The following is a 16,915-nucleotide window of genomic DNA, read 5'->3' as shown; positions in this document are numbered from 1 at the left end:
CCAGACGAGGGGCAACGGTCAGCCGATAGGTGCGTCACCCAGTAGGGCGCCCGTGCGGTCAGCGCGTCACGCCCCGGCCGGGATCCGGCCGCTCGCCGGAAGGCCGTGGCTCCGCGGCGAACTCGGTCTCCCGGTCACGGAGGGCTTCGGCCAGCGGAGCCAGATCGCTCGGGAGCGCGGCCCATGACGGGTCGGGCTGCCAGGCGACGCGCCCGTTCTCGCCCTGCGCACGCATCACGAGATCAACGACCTGGTCCAGGGACGCGGCAGCGATCCGCGCCCAACCCCCGGCTTTCTCAGCGCGTTCCTGCCCGGCCTGCCGGTTCCCATCGTCGGTCGCGGCGTGGCCGCTATGCCGGTGATGCCACGACGCCAACTGCGACAGCGACTGCTGCACACTCGTCAACGCGTAATGCAGCGACCCCAGCACCTGGTAGGTGTCGGCCGGCTGCTCGATATGACGGGTCGCGTACGCGAGGCCGCGGGCAGCTTCGCCGAGCTCGTCGGCATCCTGTTTCGGATCATGAAATGTCGGCACCAGCGGCCTCCTTCTCGCGCGCGGCACGGGCGGTGTCGAGGAAGACGCCGGCCTGGGTGATGCTCGTCTCGACGAGCTCCCACTGCTCCCCGTCCGCGTGCATCCCAAACACCGCGGGGTCGAAGCGGTCCCACCAGCCGTGCTCGCGACGGAGCAGATCGACGAGCTTACGGACCTGATGCTTCTCCCGCAGCAGCGGGTCGGCATCCTTCCACCCCTCGCGCGGGGCGGCAGCCGCAGCGTCCTTGCGGAGCTGCGTGAGACGCGCGATCGCACGATTCGCATCTGCCAGTGCGCCCTTCGGATGCTCCTGCGCCCGCACCCGGGCGAGCTCGGACGCTGCCGCCTGCCGGATCGCATCCGGCTCGTCGGGATGAGCGGACCAACGCTCGAGCAACATGAGTGCTTGGAGGAGTTTCACGCGGAGGTAGCGGCCGTTCACTTTCCCGTCGGTATTGAGCTCGAGCAGCGCCTCCGCTGCGGCCTGCCGCACCTCGGGATGTTCCTCGTCGGAGGCGGCGATCTGCTTCAGCTCAACGACCTGGTCGAGCTTGCCGTGCGAGTCCTGCCCAGTGACCGCTTTCGCCGCCTGCACCCGCGTCTTCCGTCCCTCACCCTTCGGCGCGCTCTGCGGTGGTGTCGAATCGACACCACCGCCACCCACCGTCCCGTCGCCCGGCTCCTGACCGCCCTCATTTGGGCGGGCGTCGGCTCCGAACTGGGTGGCTTGCTGCTTGCGTGCGTTCTCCTCGGCGTAGAGCTTCTTCAGCTCGTCGTAGAGCTCGGCCTGCTCGAGCGGCTTCAACGCCTTGCGGAGGGTTTCCTCGTCGCGGATCGCGAGGACGTGGGAGAGCTTGTCGGACACGCCGTGCACGATCCAGACCGGAGTGACCCGGTAGCCGAGCCGCTTCTGCGCAGCGAGCACACGGCGACCGGAGATCAGCGAATACTGCTCGGTGACCGCGGGCGGGTGGATGACGCCGAAGCGTTCGATCGACGCGCACAGCTCGTCGAGATCCTCCCCCAGGTCTCGGCGGAAGCTGTACCCGATACTGATCTCGTCGATCGCATGCTCGAGCACGAGATGCCCGCGGCTCATGACGCACCCCCGTCTCCTTCCGTGCCGGGCTGGGCGCTGCGCCGGGACGCGGACACGAGGGCCTCGTCCCGCAACAGGTCGGTGACGTCATCACCGAGGAGCACGCGGGCGAACAGGCCGTACTGCCCGCCCTGACGTTTCCCGGTTTTCGCGCCGACGACCAGGCGCACCAGTGCCGCCCAGGTCTCGGCGGTGTATCCCAGCCGATGCGCGATGTGCAGCTCCTTGGAGACGACCTCCACCGCGGCGCTGCGCGACGACAGCCCGGTGACGCGGTGAGCGATGTAGTCGACCGCTTGCTCAACGGGGCGGGCCGGCCAGTCGGTGAGGACGAGGAACACGCAGGTTGCGCGGATCACCCGGTCCACCGAGTGATCTTCTCCGCCGTGCTGCACGAGGGAATGGGCGTGCGGGTGCACGTCGTAGAAGAACTCCTCGTAGTGCCCGGCCCGCATCGGCTCTTCCGTAGGGCGCTTCGAGGGTCGGCGGGCCTTGTCTTGGCTGGTCATGTTCCGGTCGGCGTGCACCTCGGCGGCGATGCCGAGCGCCACCGCCCGCGTGATCACCGCCCACGGATCGTCGGCGGCGAGGGTGGTCGGGGTGCGCATCGCGAGGAACGCTTCGTAGGCGGCATCGGAGGGATCCCGATGCCAGGCCTTCGCGATGGGCGTGTATTTCTGCGTGGCGTAGACCATGAGCTCGGCCGCGACCGGGCTCGACGCCCACGCGTTGTGCTCGTTGAGCTCGGTGAGCAGCACGCGCAGGCCTTCACTCGTGGTGAAATCCGGTGCCTGGTCGTGGGACTCGTGGTGAGGCTGGGGGTACATAGCGACTCCTGAGAAGAAAGATCCGTCGATGGAAGAGAGGTACGACCCCCATCCGGCCAATCGGCGCAGTCGCCCGCGAACGGCAGCACGGCGCCACAGTGCGCAGGCCGCGCAAGACCGGCAGGCCCTCCCCTGGGAGGGTCTGTGCGCATCTCACGAACGGGATATCCTGTGCGTGATCGGTGCTTAGAGGGTCGGGGTGTTGTCCGGCACTCGGGCGGTGCCGGGCCACGAATGGGTCATCGGCTCACCCCCGTCCTCTCGGCCACGGGCCGCATGGCCCGACCCGAGGTCGTCGTCGCAGGCTCGAGGTCGTCCTGCCGCTGTGCGAGCCGCTCGTGGAGTTGGGCGCGGCCCTCACGGATCCCGTCGAGGGCGGCCTCGTGCAGCAGGGCATTCCACTGCGCGCCCCGATCGACGACCGCGCCACCGGCACGGGCAGCAAGATCGGTCGGCCGCACCCACTGCACCCCGGCACGCTGCGCCTCCGTCTCGGCGCCCGTGCCGGTGACGGTGGGGTCTCCGTGGGTCGCGAACCTCGACGCTTCATCATCTTGCGCGCCGCGAGTCTCCGAGTTCGTCGCGGCACCCTCTGCCTCGGCCGTGGCGCGGCGGGCGGCCTCGTCGCGGCTCGCGGCGGCACGGATCGGGTCGGTTCCGGTGGGGTCAGTCATGATGGGCTCCGTCCTGTTGCCTCTCAGGTGCGTTCAGCCATCGGCCCACCGTGGTCGGATGCACCCCTTCCTCGGCGGCGATCTGCCGCTTCGGGACGCCCTGCGCATGCAACGCGAGTGCCCGAGCCCGCGCCTGCTCCCGGCCACCGCGCCGAAGCGAGCCCGCAGGCGCCTCCTCCGCCGGCCGGTCTGTCGCGGCGGGCGTCGGGGGTGCGGTCTGGATCGCTCGCGGCGCGGGCGACTGCCCTGGCTCCGCGTCGGGACTGCTCTCGATCTCGGCGGTGCTCGAGGCTCCGCTCGATGCAGAGTCGTCGCGGAGCGGCTCGCCGGGCGGGGTGGCGTTGCGGGTGAGTTCGACGGTGAGATGCGTCATCGCCAGCAGCACCAGCGGGGGCACGGACGCGACCACGGCTGCGATCACGGCGGGCACCCGGATATCGGAAGCGACGACGGCGTGGGTGACGTTCGCCGCGACCGACACGCCGGCCCCGGCCGCGAGCAGCAGCCAGGCGAACCGCCGCGCGGCGGGAGCGGAGTTGCGGAGGGCGACGACACTGATCGTGGCCTCCAGAATCACGCCGTCGACGATCAACGGCCACACCCACGCCTGCCCCGACGCGATGCCAGACAAGACGGCAAGATCCATCAGGGTGGTGAAGGAGAGCCAGAACGCGCCCAGTGCCAGCAGGATCGTCCCCGTCACCGCGAGCACGATCACCAGCCTCGTCACTCCGGCCGCAGGCTCGCCCCGGCGCGGTGCCTGCTCGAAGGTGGCCGGGGCGTGCATGAGGGCTACCTGCCCATCCCCGTCAAAACGCCGGAGGCGTCCGCTCTAGGTTCGGCCGGGTCGGGGGCGAGGCTCGCGGTGCGGTGCGCCGACCGGATAGTCGCCGCGATCTCCCGCGCGTCCAGCGCCGTCTTGTGGGCGGCGGGCTCGAGCACGACGCGAGTTTCTGTTTCGGTGAGGCCGGCCTCGACCAGGCGGCACGCCGCCCAGAACAGGCCCGCGTTCCGGTTCCCCTCGGGCAGCCGCGCGACCCAGGCCGCGAGCTGCTCGGATCCCGCCTCACCACGAGCCGGAGCCGTTGTCCTGCTGGCCGGGGCCGGTGGCGGGGTGAGAAGCTCACGGATCGCGTCGGCGTCGATCGCGCGGGGACTGCGGCCGGTCGCGATCAGCTCGTAGCGGCGCGGCCCGTGATCGGTAGTGACGATGGAGGGCGGGGCGATGATGTAGCCGCCAAGCCCACGAAAATCCAGATGCGCCGTCCCGCGTGCCCAGGACCGTTGGTCACGGTCTGGATCGGTTGGGTAGTACAGATGGAGCCCGCCAGCCGGGGAACGCACAGCCTGCGCCCACCCGCTGATCTGCCCGGAACGGTGCAGGTTCCGCAGCAGCGGGAACCCGGTCCCGATGGCGTGCACGTCCACATCCAGCACCTCGACTCCGCGGCCGGTAGCGATCCCGATGTTCGCCTCCGGAGTACGACGCCACCACCGGTGAATCTGTCTCAGATCGGTGGTGGCGCGGTGGAAGCCACGCTTGATGAGCGGGTTCTTGTCGCCAGGCACGCACGGGAAGATCGGGATGCCCGCGTGCGCATACGCGATTGCGGCGTCCGCGAGCGTGCCGGGAAGTTTCGCGGGGATCGGCCAGCCGGTAGGGTCAAGACGAGACACCCGAATCACCCCCTTTCCGATGACGTCGCAGGAGCTCTGCGGCCCGCGTACGGCGTCTTCCAGAAGGTGCGGCAGCAGTGCTGCCGGGGCTTGGGGAGAGTCCGCTCGCGAGCATTCTCTGAGGCCTCCACCCTTACCCGGCCCGTGACGCCCTGGCGAGGATTCCGGAGCGGTCTGCGCCGAATCGTCAAGGATCTGCGCCGCATCGTCAAACCCGCCAGGTGCCGCCTCCCCGGAAGTTGTGCCGCCGCATGCTAGATGTTTCGTTCCGGTCCCGCCTCGGGTGCGTGCGGTTCGGGACCGTCAGCGGGAGGATCCAGGTGCTGTTCCCGTTCGGCGAGCAGCTCGCTCAGCAGCACGCCCCGCTCGAGCCGGGTCAGCGGCTCGGGCGCGCGGGCGAGATCGCTGGGGAGCGCACCGATGCGGCCGGTGCCCGTGACCGTCCCGTTGATGTGCGCGAGCACGGTCGCTGGGTCAGCGATCTCGGTGTCGTGTTCGAGGATGCGGGCGATCTCGCTCAGCGCGGTGCTATCGTGCTCGAGCGGCGGGAACGCGGCCGAGGCCGTCACGCGCTCGCTTCCGGGGATGGGGCCGACGACGACCCGGAACTCGCCTGTGTCGTCGGGACCGGTCGCTTCGTAGACGCCGGACGGGAGCCAGGCATGCGCTTCCGAGGCCGGCCCCGCATACAGTTCGACCCCGGATGGATCGTCGGGATCGAGGACGCGCACCTCGGGATCCGCGGCGGCGAGGAGCGCCTCGAGCTGTGCTGCCTGTTCCCGTTCGATCGAGATCCCGAGGATCGGCTGTTCGGATTCGACGATGGAGCGCAGCGTATGGAGCGCGATCAAGTCGGCGGGAACCCAGTCGCGGTGGAACTGCTCGGGCAGGTACGTCGTGCGCGGCCCGCCCTCTGCGAGGAGTGCACGGAGGGTGTGGTCGCGTCGGAAGGCTGCCGCGGTGAAGTCAGATCGCCATTGCGAGTGATCCCAGGCGAACCGCATGTCTTCGATCTCGCCTTCGAACGATGGCGCGATCGTCACGAGGTAGTCCTCCTTGCGCGGCTCGACCGGGAGCGGGTCGCGGTCGAGGAGATCGATGAGCCCGTCCCGCACGCGTTCTGCCTCGTCGATCCGTGCCTGACTGGTCTGCGCCTGCTCGAGCTGCTCGAGCCGCGCCAGAAGATCCGGCAACTGGGCGGCCTGGACTGCGAGCTCCAAGCACACCTCTCGCCATTCCTGCACCTCGAACTCGAACGCGTCCTCGTTGAGCGAACCGTCCGCGCGGCGATGATCGTCTTCGGACGGGAACGGCGGGAACATGCGGGCGACGATCTCGGGAATCCCCGAGCCCTCGAACGGTGCCCACTCCGGCGACGGTACCGTCCCCGACTGCGAAGCCGCAGCCGATTCGGTGCGGGGAACCCAGGAGAGGACGTGCGCCACGTCGTCGCCGAAGTCTTCGCCGAACACGCGATCCCCGTCCGTGCGGAGCTGCTCGGGCGGACCTGCGAGCTCTTCGATCAGCACTTCGTTCACCAAGTGGTTGGCGTCGTCCTGGGAGGCCGCGAGGACGTCGAATTCGATCGTCACGCGATGCGAACGCAGCGGTGCCGGTTCGGGCGCGGGAGGGAAGGTTGGATCTGACATGGACATACTCCTTCGATCAGGGAACAGGGATTCAAGCAGCGACCAGGGCCGCCAGGAGACAGGCCGCCCCTTCCGGGTTACGTGACTCGTGTGAGCGCGGTCGAGCCGACGGACCAGATCTGCGGCGTACGGTCAAGAATCTGCGCCGCATCGTCATCCCCACCCAGCCGAGCCGGGCGCTGCCCGCGACGATGCAGGTGCCTGGGACGTGGCGTCGGTATCGGCGGCGAGCGCCTGTTCACGATCGTGCAGGGCGTGCTGCAAGTGACGATTCACGGCGGTGTGGTTCGTCCCATCGACGCCGCCGGTGACTGGCACCTGGTGGAACGAGTACGACGGATACGGGGTTGCCTCCCGCAGTGCCTCTAGCCAGTCATCGACGTCCTCGGGCCGAGCCCAGTCCTGCGGCGGCGGCTGTTCCTGCAGGAACTCGGTCGCGCCCACGTACAGGTTGGTGTCGGCGAGCATCTCGTGAATCGTGAGGGCGAGGCTGCGCGCCAACGTCACCGGGTTCCGGTCAGCGATCACCGTCGGCTCCACGTCCGGGTCGTCAGACCAGATGATCACCCCGAGATACACCGATCGCTGCGGGCCTTCTTCCTGTGCGTGCGGTTCGGTCGTCGTCATGGTTCCTCCGCTCACGATGCTGGCTCGCCAGATGACGGCCTACCTCTCAGGTAGGGCACCGCCCGTGCGCCGCGGCCACTGCGGGCCGGTCACTGTTCCATGCGGGAACGGATGAGCGGGATGTAGTCGGCGTTCTTCTCGAACGCGACCACCTGAAATCCCGCGGCTGCTGCCGCCTGCACGGTGGTGCCCGAGCCCGCGAACGGTTCGAGGACGACGCCGCCGACTGGGGCGACGAGGGTTACCAGCCATCGCATGAGCGCGAGGGGCTTCACCGTCGTGTGTGAGACGCCGTAGGCGCGGGGCCGCTCGGAGGCGGTGGGCTTGTGCTCGAACCGGAAGATCGGGAACTTCCGCGACAGCGACTCGCCCTGCCACGTTCCGGTCAGCACATCGAGCGCGTCGGCCTGCCCTGGATCGAATGCCACGTTCGTAGGCCACCGCTCATCGGCGAATCGGGCGCCGTCAATGTTGATGCCGCCGACACCATGCTCGAGGACGTTGCCGACGATGCTGCCCGACAGCGGTTTGCGGGCGATGATGATCGGCTCGAACGCGGGGCGCAGTGCGGTGCCCCACCCTTCCCAGCGTGCAGCGTCCTCGGTGACCGGGGTGCCCCTGGACAGCACCGAACGCGTTGCGCCGAGGACGCCCTCGTGCTCACTGAGCTGCACGATCCGGTCTGCACGCTGCACGCCCTGGTGCTTGTCGATTGCGTGCGAGAGATCCATGCTCTTGGGCATCCCGGTGGTGTGCAGCCACGCAATCTGATCGCGGATATCGAAGCCTGCGTTCTCCAGGGCGCGCACCATGCGATGCCATGTGCGTGCACCGCCGAACGCGGCAAGGTGCGCGCCGGGCTTCAACGCCTGCAGCGCACCCGCAGCCCACTCGCCGCACCACGCTTCGAACACCTCCGGCGGCGTCATTCTCGCCGTGTCCAGATGCGGGAGCGACTCGCGGAACCCGGCCGCGTCGTCCCAGGCCTGCCCGTTGAAGCTCAACCCGTACGGCGGATCCGATACCAGCGCGTCGGCGCTGGCCTCTGGCAAGAGCCGCAGAAGTTCGACCGCGTCACCGTGGTAGAGCGTGACGCGGGCATCGGTGAAGGCCGGGGACGGAAGGGCGGCGGCGCCCGGGCCGCGCGGGACGGGGTCTGGCATGACGAGGGCTCCCTGCTGTTCGGGGCCTGTTCGCCGCCGTGTGCGACGATCAGGATCACCCAGCAGGTACGGGCCATCCCAGCATTCCCGAGCCCACGTCGCGGCGCCCCCGAACAGCCTGGAAACAGAGAAGCTGCTCCGCCTCCCCGCATCCCACGAGCGAGCTGCGCGACCCTGAAATCCCGAGCTTCGTTCTCCCACACACGATCGGCAATCAACGAGTACCACGTCCGATAAGCATTCAGGAGTCGACAGCACCAAATCACCGGGCCGGCGACGGAATCTCGGAACGACAACGGTCAGCGGTACGGTAGAAGTTCGCGTAGGTACTGGGCGCGAGTCCGTACCGCTGCTTGAACGACCGCGAGGCGACCGCCGGGTCAGGCCAGCCGACGGACACTCCAGCTTCGCCGACCGTGAGATGTGTAGATGCGAGGAGCTCCGCCATCCGATCCGCCCGCAGCTGGTTTAGGAAAGCTCCTGGCGATACACCAACCTGGGTGCGGAACAGCCGGGTGAGTTGTGAGGTCGATAGCGAGACGGCCCGTGCTAAGGAATCGATCCGCCACGGAACACTCAGATCCGACCGCAACAGCGATAGCGCAGTGAGGACTTCACGACTTGGCACCGCATCCGCTATTGCGGCACAGGAAGAACGTGTGCCCGCAAGCCGTCCGAGTGCATCAAACACCTCAGCAACCCCAGCCAGGAGTGCGAAAAAGCTTGAGTCGTTATTGGGAGGGCGAGCAAGCTGCATAAGCAGCGGAGCGAGGTCTTGCGAGCTCGTCGCCGCGAGCTGCATTGATTGCAACCCGGTATCGTCGTCGAGTGCCTGATGTAGGTGATGAACGAGCGGATGTGCGGTAGGGAGCCAACGGACTTGATCGGCTAGATACTCCGGACTGAGATACAACGTAATCGTTCGAGCGTGCCCAAATGGAACTCCTGAGCACGCCACCTCAGCTGGGACTACCAATATCGTGCCCGCGTTGAGGGGCACCGAGTCTTCAAAGGAGGAGACCCTTGCCCAACCTGAAATTCCGAAAATGACCTTTACTGCTTCAGCAACAACTGGACCCGAGGGAGCATCTGCGTGCTGCTCGCGGACTGTTAACGGCGGGCCTTGGCTGCTAAACAATGCAGATGCTGTCAATACCACCACGCTCGGCTCCTACCCTGGACAACTGCTTTACCATCGCCTCAACCGCTGGGCCTCGCGATGAGTCATAAACACTTGCAGAAAGCGTGATGACTGGAGCAAAATGTCAAACCAGCTCAGGGTTCCGACCGAACTATTTGATTCTCCTGCAGAAGCAAGAGCGGCGGTATTCATGTCTTCCACTCTTCAGCGGGTGGCGGCTCAAGTCATCGCTCAGTCGGGTGAGACCGGGTCACCCGGACGGGTGATCCGAAGAATTCCAGCCTGGAACTAGGGTGCTTGTATGCACATTCGCCAGGCTGAAATCGACGACGCAGAAGAGTTGGCCCGCCTACTGAACAGCATCATTGCCGAAGGTGGAAAGACCGCGATCGATACTCCGCTGTCCGGCCCCGAGTTCGCGGAATGGTTCATCACCGGCCCCCACTGCATCAGCTGTCTCCTAGCAGACAGCGACGAGGGGATCCTCGGCTTCCAGGCCCTTGAGCGCTTCCATGCGGACTTGCCGAACGACATGGCGGACATCGCCACGTTCGTTACAGTCAGTGCGAGAGGCTTGGGCCTCGGCCGGAGCCTGTCACATGCTACTGCAGCCATCGCAGAGGGAACCGGAGTACAGCGCATCCGCGCCGTGATTCAACGCTCGAACGAGGACGCTATCCGCTACTACCGCTCGGTCGGATTCCATGACGACACGGCCAATATGACGAATAGCTCAGTCGCCTTGATACGGCCTACAGGACTCGGGGTGACGCTGAGAATGTCAAGCCCTAGTGATTTTCCGTCTAGGCTTCAAGATGACTGACGGGCCTGACTCGATGACCCCTAACGCGAGGGAGCGTTCCAGCGGCGTGTTAGGGTCGGCCGTCATTGGAGAAGATTTAGATCCAGTTGCACATAACCGCCTCGCCTGGGATCGTCTCGTCGACAGCGATATCGAATGGTCGCGACCGGTAGGCACTCGCATCATCGAACGCGCACGCGAGGGCGACTGGTCCGTGGTCCTTATAGGCCATGAACGGACGCCGCGCGATTGGTTTCCCGCCGAGTTGGTCGGCGTTCGCGTACTCTGCCTCGCTTCTGGTGGAGGTCAGCAGGGGCCTATCCTCGCAGCCGCGGGCGCGACCGTAACGGTGTTCGACAATTCTCCCAGGCAACTTGCCCGTGACGACGAGGTCGCCGCACGTGAGGGGCTTGAGATTCACACTGTTCTGGGCGATATGCGGGACCTCAGCGCTTTTGCCGACGACGCGTTCGACATCATCGTCAACCCCGTGTCGAACGTGTTCTGCCCCGACCTTGCTCCGGTCTGGGCGGAGGCGTTCCGTGTCCTCCGGCCCGGCGGACTGCTCCTCACCGGGTTCATGAACCCCGATGTCTACCTCTTCGATGAGGTGTCGCTCGATCAACAAGAGTTCGTCGTGCGCCATCGACTTCCCTTCAGCTCGCTCGACCTCTCGGAATGCGACCGGTCGCGCGCCTACGGAGATGGCCCCATTGAGTACAGTCATTCGCTGACCGAGCAGATCGGCGGGCAGCTGTCAGCGGGTTTCATGCTCACCGATCTCACTGAAGCGCCACATCACGCAGACATCACTGCGCAGTATTTCCCGGCCTACATCGCCACCCGTGCGATCAAGCGGTGAGAGACCACAATTGTGTCGACCGTCGCGAACGCGCCCTGGTCGTCGCGTCCACTTTCGTGATCGGGTCGCGGTGCTCTGTCGCAGTTCGTGATCGGCTCGCGCGCTCTCCAGGCGGTTAGTTCGCACGCCATAGCACTCCTGCTGACGTTGGAAGTGCGGCATTAGGAATCGAGTCGAGAAGCGATGCCGTCAACGAGAAGGCCCAGGCCTCGTTCGAAGAGTCGATCCAGGTCGAGCTCATAGCCAGATCCGACGAGCGATCGCAGGCCAGCATGATGATCCCGGTAAGTCAGATCCCGGAGCACATCCATGCGCTCCTCGACCCATGTGTCGGCGTCAACCCCGGAAGTAGATTCGGCCTCAGCCTCCGGCTCGAGCAGGACGGCCATGCCGCGTATCTGCGTGAACAGGAGCAGGTGCGCCTCGAACGCCTCCCCAGAGCTAATGCCGGCCTGCCCCAATGTCTGGATCGCCCATTCTGCGAAGGATAGCGCCGCGGGGAGGAGCTGCGGCCGGGTCACTGAAAGCTGCGGTGCGAGCCACGGATGACGGCGGAAGACCCGCCAGAGCTCCCGGTGACCCTGGATCAGCCGATCTCGCCAATCGCCGTTTCCGGCCACGGGGGACCATTCTCCGAGGGCGTACTCCATCATCCGCAAGACGAGGTCTTCCTTGCTGGTCACATGCCGGTACAGCGACGTCGGCTGGGTTCGCAGCACATGAGCGACTCTGCGCATCGAGAGCATCTCCACGCCTTCGGCGTCGGCGATCGCGACGCCGGCGACCGTGATCCGCTCGACGTTGAGTGGTGCAGCTCCCTGTACTGCAGACTGAGCATGTCGATTCTTTGGCCGACGGGTACGAAGGCGGCCCGCACCGCCGTTGCGATCTCCCGCCACGACGGTTCCGACCCCTGGCACGGGGAGCGCGAGTCCTTCGGCGCGCAACAGCGCGTGCACCCGACTGGCCGTGGCGATGGCGACGTGCCGGGTTCGCATGATCTCCCGCGCAGAGGGAAGCTGCTCTCCGGGCAGCAGGGCACCGGAAACGATCTGGTCGCGCAGTTCATTGGCAATAGTCGTCGACGAGGTGCTCATCTCTTCATCCTGTACTAGAACACCGCCGATCGGCAAACACCGCGATCATCATCATCTCCCCGTCCAGGGACACCAGCTGTACTAGTACGCGATTGCTCGTTCTGGTCGGGCGTTCCTAGGGTGGCAGCATGACTGGACAACGAATACTCATCTCAGGTGCAAGCATCGCGGGGCTGGCTTGTGCGTACTGGCTACGCAAGTACGGCTTCGCGGTTACGATTGTTGAAATCGCGCCAACGCCGCGGCAGGGCGGGCAGGCGGTGGACCTGCGTGGAGCGGGGCGCACAGTGATCGAGCGCATGGACCTGCTCGAAGATGCCCGTAGCATCTGCCTTGACCAGGCCGGCATCTCCTGGGTCGACGAGCGCGGCCACCCACGCGCAGTGATCAGATCCGATGACTTCGATGGGGAGGGATTCATCTCCGAGATCGAGATCCTTCGGGGAGATCTCGTCGACCTGCTCTATCGCGAACTCGACAGCGAGGTTGAATACCTCTTCAACGACACAATCACGGGGCTCACCCAGGACGCCAGCGGCGTGGAGGTAGTCTTCCGCCACGCACCAGCACGTCGCTTCGACTTCGTCATCGGCGCCGACGGCCTCCACTCGGCCGTGCGTGCTGCGGCTTTCGGGGCTGAGGAGCAATTCGTCAAGTCTCTCGACCTGTACACGGCATGGTTTACAGCCCCCGCGTTCGACGACCTAAACGGTTGGTACCAGACGTACAACCGTGCCGGCGGGCTCGTCGCCTCCGTCCGTCCGGGTAGGGTCAGGACGGAGTCCAAGGCAGCGCTGAGCTTCCGCCTGCGCCGAGGCGAGACGATCCGCCACAACCGACATAACCGCCTCGCGCAGGTTGCGCTCCTCGACGAGCGTTTCGCGGACGCCGGCTGGCGAACGCCACAGCTGCTCGAAGCCGCCCGCACGTCATCAGACTTCTCCTTCGACGTTATGGGTCAGGTCGACCTCGACCGGTGGTGGAATGGCAGGGTTGCGTTGATTGGTGATGCGGCGGCGTGCCCGAGCCCGTTGAGCGGGCTGGGCACCAGCGTCGCCCTCGTCGGGGCTTACGTCCTGGCAGGAGAACTCGGTACCGGGGCGGGGCATGTTGCCGCGTTCGAAGCCTACGACCGGATAGTGCGACCCTATGCCGAGGGTGCCCAGCAGCTCGCGGGCGGGACGGGAGGGTTCGCCCCGATGAACGGCCTCGCGATCCGTCTTGTCCAGGCATCGATGTCCTGGGCTACCCGCTGGCCGATGCGAGGATTCATGCAGAAGCAGTTCAACAAATCCACCGACATCGAGTTGCCACACTATCCTCGGGCCGGTCTCAATACATAAAGTTGCCGCAGCTGGGGACGGGAGATATCACTCGCTAGCTGTGACACTGACCGACGCCCTCGAATTTCAACGCCGGTGCTCCCGTCACACGCTTCCAAGCCGGATTCACCGTGGGCGCAGCCATTGGGGATCACTTGCATATCCGACTAAGGCACAGCGTGCAGATGCTGACTCGCGTATGTTCCGGGCGCTGCGGCAGCCCAGGTCTACAGCCGAGGGGTGCTGAGGACAAGACGCTCACTAGGGTCCTCTCACTCTCGCGGGTGAGGCGGCACATTCGCTCCTGTCGGATAATTGCGTTGTGATGAGCGATCGCGAGTTCTCCAGCCGGCTGCGCCGGCGAACCGTGTCAGGGGAGGTTGTCGCCGCCGCGATCATGATGGTTCTCGCTTTGCCTTTGACAGTTGTGGGCCTGCTACAAGCGGCACCCGAACCGCTGAGTTACGGGCAGTTCACATGGATTATTTCCCTCCTCGTATTGCTGCACGTGACCGGGTTCTTCTGCACCAGGCGTCCGATCACCGCGTTCGTCGGTGGATCGGTGCTAATGCTCCTCCTCGCGTTCACGATCGTTCCTGGCATCGGTAGCGCAGCGCTCCTGCCGTCAAGTGTCGCTTACCTGTTGTTGTTGTGGCGGTTGGCCTCGAGCCAGAACCGCCGGCACTCGCTCGGCGCCCTGATTACTGGCCTACTCGGGGTCGGCCTCATCACCGCGGCAAGCGCAGTGCAAACCGCTTTCAGCGATCGCATGACGTTGTTGTTCGAGACGGTAAGCCTCGTCGCCGCGGTCCTTGCGGCGTGGGCTCTCGGTGCGCTGGCACGCCAGTCGCGTCTCGCTGAGTACCGGCGAGCTCAAGAATCGATGCAACATGCTGTCAGCGAAGAACGGGCGCGGATCAGCCGGGATCTTCACGACGTCGTGTCGCACTCGCTAACGGTGATGATCGCCCAGGCAGAGGCCGCTCGTATTGTGACCGAATCCAGCGCCTCCCGCAACAGCCCGGAGGCCGATGCCGCGTTCGAGCGCGTCGCGGAGACCGGACGCGAGGCCATGCGTGGCCTGCGCAGCATGATCCATACGCTCGGAGATCCTGACGCGAGTCCGCTGACACCGGTCTCCGGGGTCGACGCGATCGCCGGGCTAGTCGAACACGCCAATAGTGCTGAGCATACGATTGAGCTGACTGTGCAGGGCACCCCGCGACGGTTGGCGCCTGACGCCGATCTCGCGGCATTCCGCGTTGTCCAAGAGGCGGTCACCAACGCGATCAGGCATGTCCGGCCACCGACACAAATCGACGTCAGCCTCGACTGGCAGGAGGCCGAGACCGTTGTCACGGTGGGTGACGACGGCGGACAAGGTCCTCTGCGCCGAGCGGCAGACTCGCACGGGACCGGGTTGATCGGCCTTGTCGAGCGGGTACGGCGCGCGGGCGGCGACCTAGACATTCGGAAGGGGCATGGATGGCGCGTGCGCGCGACACTGCCCGTTGAGGAATCCTCATGAACAGACCGATCTCGGTGCTGCTTGCCGACGACCAGGTGCTGCTGCGTGAAGCGCTCGGCACGGTGCTCGGCGCCGACCCTCGCATCGAGGTCGCAGGTGGTGTCGACGACGGAGCGGCCGCCGTGTCGTTTGTTCTGTCGCATCGCGTCGACGTGGTCCTCATGGACGTGCGGATGCCAGGCATGGACGGCATCGCAGCCACTGTCGAGGTTCTCAGAGTGAGCCCGCAGACCAGGGTGCTGATCCTGACGACCTTCGACTTGGACGAGTATGTGTTCGGCGCGATCCAGGCCGGTGCCAGTGGCTTCCTCACAAAGGATACGCGACCGCCGGATCTGTGCGATGCGGTGATCCGAGTCGCCGAAGGAGACGCCGCGGTTGCCCCGCGCGCCGCGGCGTCACTGCTGCGACACGTGCGCCGCCAGGTGCTGCCGTCCGACGGACTCCTCGACGCGCTCACACCGCGCGAGTGCGAGGTGTTCGCGCTGCTGGCACGCGGGGCCTCTAACGCTGAGATCGGTTCGAAGCTTTACCTCACCGATAACACTGTGAAGACACACGTGAAGGCCGTACTCGCGGGTCTGGGGCTCTCCGATCGCATCCAGGTCGTGATCTGGGCGTACGAGAACGGCCTTGTGCAACCGGGCGACAGTTCAGCGGTTGGTGAAGATCACCCGCTCAGGTGAGCCGCTCTCGCCTGCCGGAGCGATGATCTCGGCTGTCTCTCTCGGAAGAGTAGATGCCATGAACGCCACTGCTCTTCCTCGGACAAGTACGCCGGAATCCCGCGTGCGGGCTTTGCACTGGCTTGGCACTGCGCTCGGCGTCCTCATGCTCTCAGCGAGTCTGGTGTGGTTGGTCGCGCCAGAGCTCAGCCCCTACGCTGCTCGTCTGAACCCGGCGCCGATCCACCATTTGTTCAACAGCACTGCCCTCGGCCAGATGGCCGCTGCTGCGCTCCAAGCATGCGTCGGCGCAATGGCATCTGCAGTCGGACTATCAGCGTTGTTCGGCAGGCACGGCATGACTCCGCTGTTGAGCGGCGTCGCCATTGCCATTGGCATGGCGTGCGCGGTCGGTCTGACTGGCCTGCGCGGACTCGCCATCGCCGGCTATACGCTCGCATACCTACTGCCCCTGATCCTTCTCGCGCTCGCCGTGTTCGCGATGAGAACGCCCGCAATGCGCGTGTTCGCCACACTCGCCGGTCTTTCCGTGATGGGCGTCCTGCTGCTCGGACCGACCCCGCTTCGCTCGTTGTACTTTGACTTCGCCGTGGATCTGCTCACCGTACGTTCTGTCACGCCACTGGTCTTAATGCTGTTCGCGGGGATCTGGTTCCTGGTCGGCGCGTCATTTCTGTACCGCACTCCGGGAGCGGCCGGGGTGTTTGTGCTTCGGCACCGTGTCGCCATCACGGTGATCGCGGCGTGCTGCGCGCTGCCGTACGTCATCGCGCGACTCAGCTGGCTGACGCCATGGCCACTTTTCGGAAACCCGCATGAGTCGGACGACCCCTCTCTGACATTCGCCAACGGTCTCATCCTCGGCTCAGCGATGCTCGCTGGAGGCGTCTTGACGCTCGGACTCATCCTGCCGTGGGGCTCGCGGGTGCCTCGCTGGTTCGGCCGTGTCGGAGGTAGGGCAATCCCCACGGGGGTGGCCGTCGTTCCCGCACTGACCGTGGCCGTCCTATTCACCGCTGCTGGACTCGACTCTCTGTTGCTCGCGGGTGAGTCGCCTACTGGGATCGCGATACCTCTGCTGACCACGGCTTTAGTCTTCCCGTTCTGGCTTTGGGGGCCACTTCTGGCGCTCGCGACGTGGGGATATGCCCTGCACCGCCGAGCCGAGAACGTATGACCTCGCGGTCCACCACGACTTGGAAAGAAAGAGAATGCTTCAACAA

The 16,915-nt window shown here is 65.9% G+C and carries 17 protein-coding genes; 6 read left to right on the top strand and 11 right to left on the bottom strand.

Features of this window, described 5'->3' with window-relative positions; all coding sequences use genetic code 11:
* Positions 1-58 precede the first annotated feature (58 nt).
* From AC3ENJ_RS03615 to AC3ENJ_RS03570, 10 genes are all read right to left on the bottom strand, one after another.
* The gene (locus tag AC3ENJ_RS03615; protein ID WP_431813103.1) at positions 59-538 is read right to left on the bottom strand and encodes a hypothetical protein; all 480 of its coding nucleotides are present in this window, start codon (positions 536-538) and stop codon (positions 59-61) included.
* On the bottom strand, positions 522-1,637 hold the full coding sequence (locus AC3ENJ_RS03610) for a ParB N-terminal domain-containing protein (RefSeq protein ID WP_431813102.1): 1,116 nt from the start codon (positions 1,635-1,637) through the stop codon (positions 522-524). Before AC3ENJ_RS03610 ends, AC3ENJ_RS03615 begins: the two co-directional genes overlap by 17 nt.
* Positions 1,634-2,464: a hypothetical protein gene (locus AC3ENJ_RS03605; protein ID WP_431813101.1), complete on the bottom strand. Its 831-nt coding sequence runs from the start codon at positions 2,462-2,464 to the stop codon at positions 1,634-1,636. Before AC3ENJ_RS03605 ends, AC3ENJ_RS03610 begins: the two co-directional genes overlap by 4 nt.
* 239 nt (positions 2,465-2,703) lie before the next feature.
* Positions 2,704-3,138, bottom strand: a complete 435-nt coding sequence (locus tag AC3ENJ_RS03600; protein WP_431813100.1) for a hypothetical protein — start codon at positions 3,136-3,138, stop codon at positions 2,704-2,706.
* Positions 3,131-3,925, bottom strand: a complete 795-nt coding sequence (locus tag AC3ENJ_RS03595) for a DUF2637 domain-containing protein (RefSeq protein ID WP_431813099.1) — start codon at positions 3,923-3,925, stop codon at positions 3,131-3,133. Before AC3ENJ_RS03595 ends, AC3ENJ_RS03600 begins: the two co-directional genes overlap by 8 nt.
* A gap of 5 nt (positions 3,926-3,930) precedes the next feature.
* Positions 3,931-4,815, bottom strand: coding sequence for a bifunctional DNA primase/polymerase (locus AC3ENJ_RS03590; RefSeq protein WP_431813098.1), 885 nt, complete (start codon positions 4,813-4,815; stop codon positions 3,931-3,933).
* A gap of 254 nt (positions 4,816-5,069) precedes the next feature.
* On the bottom strand, positions 5,070-6,464 hold the full coding sequence (locus AC3ENJ_RS03585) for a hypothetical protein (protein ID WP_431813097.1): 1,395 nt from the start codon (positions 6,462-6,464) through the stop codon (positions 5,070-5,072).
* A 153-nt stretch (positions 6,465-6,617) separates the two neighbouring features.
* On the bottom strand, positions 6,618-7,091 hold the full coding sequence (locus AC3ENJ_RS03580) for a hypothetical protein (RefSeq protein ID WP_431813096.1): 474 nt from the start codon (positions 7,089-7,091) through the stop codon (positions 6,618-6,620).
* Positions 7,092-7,180: 89 nt separating this feature from the next.
* Positions 7,181-8,254, bottom strand: a complete 1,074-nt coding sequence (locus tag AC3ENJ_RS03575) for a DNA-methyltransferase (protein ID WP_431813095.1) — start codon at positions 8,252-8,254, stop codon at positions 7,181-7,183.
* A 262-nt stretch (positions 8,255-8,516) separates the two neighbouring features.
* A complete protein-coding gene (locus AC3ENJ_RS03570; RefSeq protein ID WP_431813144.1) occupies positions 8,517-9,011 on the bottom strand; it encodes a helix-turn-helix transcriptional regulator in 495 nt (164 codons plus the stop codon).
* 685 nt (positions 9,012-9,696) lie between these two features.
* On the opposite strand from AC3ENJ_RS03570, the gene AC3ENJ_RS03565 reads away from it, so the two are divergent.
* Both AC3ENJ_RS03565 and AC3ENJ_RS03560 read left to right on the top strand, forming a co-directional pair.
* Positions 9,697-10,218: a GNAT family N-acetyltransferase gene (locus tag AC3ENJ_RS03565; RefSeq protein WP_431813094.1), complete on the top strand. Its 522-nt coding sequence runs from the start codon at positions 9,697-9,699 to the stop codon at positions 10,216-10,218.
* Positions 10,211-11,059 (top strand): class I SAM-dependent methyltransferase, encoded by an 849-nt coding sequence (locus AC3ENJ_RS03560; protein ID WP_431813093.1) that lies wholly within the window; start codon positions 10,211-10,213, stop codon positions 11,057-11,059. Before AC3ENJ_RS03565 ends, AC3ENJ_RS03560 begins: the two co-directional genes overlap by 8 nt.
* 161 nt (positions 11,060-11,220) lie before the next feature.
* Here the strand turns inward: AC3ENJ_RS03560 and AC3ENJ_RS03555 are convergent, their stop codons facing one another.
* Positions 11,221-12,156: a TetR/AcrR family transcriptional regulator C-terminal domain-containing protein gene (locus AC3ENJ_RS03555; RefSeq protein WP_431813092.1), complete on the bottom strand. Its 936-nt coding sequence runs from the start codon at positions 12,154-12,156 to the stop codon at positions 11,221-11,223.
* A gap of 128 nt (positions 12,157-12,284) precedes the next feature.
* Here AC3ENJ_RS03555 and AC3ENJ_RS03550 point away from each other — a divergent pair, with 128 nt between their 5' ends.
* From AC3ENJ_RS03550 to AC3ENJ_RS03535, 4 genes are all read left to right on the top strand, one after another.
* A complete protein-coding gene (locus AC3ENJ_RS03550; RefSeq protein ID WP_431813091.1) occupies positions 12,285-13,499 on the top strand; it encodes an FAD-dependent monooxygenase in 1,215 nt (404 codons plus the stop codon).
* A gap of 304 nt (positions 13,500-13,803) precedes the next feature.
* On the top strand, positions 13,804-15,006 hold the full coding sequence (locus AC3ENJ_RS03545) for a sensor histidine kinase (RefSeq protein ID WP_431813090.1): 1,203 nt from the start codon (positions 13,804-13,806) through the stop codon (positions 15,004-15,006).
* The gene (locus AC3ENJ_RS03540; protein ID WP_010154772.1) at positions 15,003-15,692 is read left to right on the top strand and encodes a response regulator transcription factor; all 690 of its coding nucleotides are present in this window, start codon (positions 15,003-15,005) and stop codon (positions 15,690-15,692) included. Before AC3ENJ_RS03545 ends, AC3ENJ_RS03540 begins: the two co-directional genes overlap by 4 nt.
* 58 nt (positions 15,693-15,750) lie before the next feature.
* Positions 15,751-16,869 carry a hypothetical protein gene (locus AC3ENJ_RS03535; protein WP_431813089.1) on the top strand — a complete coding sequence of 373 codons (1,119 nt, stop codon included), beginning with the start codon at positions 15,751-15,753 and terminating at the stop codon, positions 16,867-16,869.
* The last annotated feature ends 46 nt before the right edge of the window (positions 16,870-16,915 follow it).

It is taken from the genome of Kocuria sp. cx-455 (assembly GCF_057707085.1).
The sequence above is the reverse complement of the archived record's forward strand: the minus strand, read 5'-3'. Positions and strand labels throughout refer to the sequence as shown.

What these genes read in the sequence shown, in the direction of transcription:
- AC3ENJ_RS03550 (WP_431813091.1), top strand. Translation starts at nt 12,285, where the DNA reads ATGACTGGACAACGAATACTCATCTCAGGTGCAAGCATCGCGGGGCTG.
- AC3ENJ_RS03605 (WP_431813101.1), bottom strand. Translation starts at nt 2,464, where the DNA reads ATGTACCCCCAGCCTCACCACGAGTCCCACGACCAGGCACCGGATTTC.
- AC3ENJ_RS03600 (WP_431813100.1), bottom strand. Translation starts at nt 3,138, where the DNA reads ATGACTGACCCCACCGGAACCGACCCGATCCGTGCCGCCGCGAGCCGC.
- AC3ENJ_RS03545 (WP_431813090.1), top strand. Translation starts at nt 13,804, where the DNA reads ATGAGCGATCGCGAGTTCTCCAGCCGGCTGCGCCGGCGAACCGTGTCA.
- AC3ENJ_RS03580 (WP_431813096.1), bottom strand. Translation starts at nt 7,091, where the DNA reads ATGACGACGACCGAACCGCACGCACAGGAAGAAGGCCCGCAGCGATCG.
- AC3ENJ_RS03585 (WP_431813097.1), bottom strand. Translation starts at nt 6,464, where the DNA reads ATGTCAGATCCAACCTTCCCTCCCGCGCCCGAACCGGCACCGCTGCGT.
- AC3ENJ_RS03535 (WP_431813089.1), top strand. Translation starts at nt 15,751, where the DNA reads ATGAACGCCACTGCTCTTCCTCGGACAAGTACGCCGGAATCCCGCGTG.
- AC3ENJ_RS03560 (WP_431813093.1), top strand. Translation starts at nt 10,211, where the DNA reads ATGACTGACGGGCCTGACTCGATGACCCCTAACGCGAGGGAGCGTTCC.
- AC3ENJ_RS03565 (WP_431813094.1), top strand. Translation starts at nt 9,697, where the DNA reads ATGCACATTCGCCAGGCTGAAATCGACGACGCAGAAGAGTTGGCCCGC.
- AC3ENJ_RS03595 (WP_431813099.1), bottom strand. Translation starts at nt 3,925, where the DNA reads ATGCACGCCCCGGCCACCTTCGAGCAGGCACCGCGCCGGGGCGAGCCT.
- AC3ENJ_RS03540 (WP_010154772.1), top strand. Translation starts at nt 15,003, where the DNA reads ATGAACAGACCGATCTCGGTGCTGCTTGCCGACGACCAGGTGCTGCTG.
- AC3ENJ_RS03575 (WP_431813095.1), bottom strand. Translation starts at nt 8,254, where the DNA reads ATGCCAGACCCCGTCCCGCGCGGCCCGGGCGCCGCCGCCCTTCCGTCC.
- AC3ENJ_RS03555 (WP_431813092.1), bottom strand. Translation starts at nt 12,156, where the DNA reads ATGAGCACCTCGTCGACGACTATTGCCAATGAACTGCGCGACCAGATC.
- AC3ENJ_RS03610 (WP_431813102.1), bottom strand. Translation starts at nt 1,637, where the DNA reads ATGAGCCGCGGGCATCTCGTGCTCGAGCATGCGATCGACGAGATCAGT.
- AC3ENJ_RS03570 (WP_431813144.1), bottom strand. Translation starts at nt 9,011, where the DNA reads ATGCAGCTTGCTCGCCCTCCCAATAACGACTCAAGCTTTTTCGCACTC.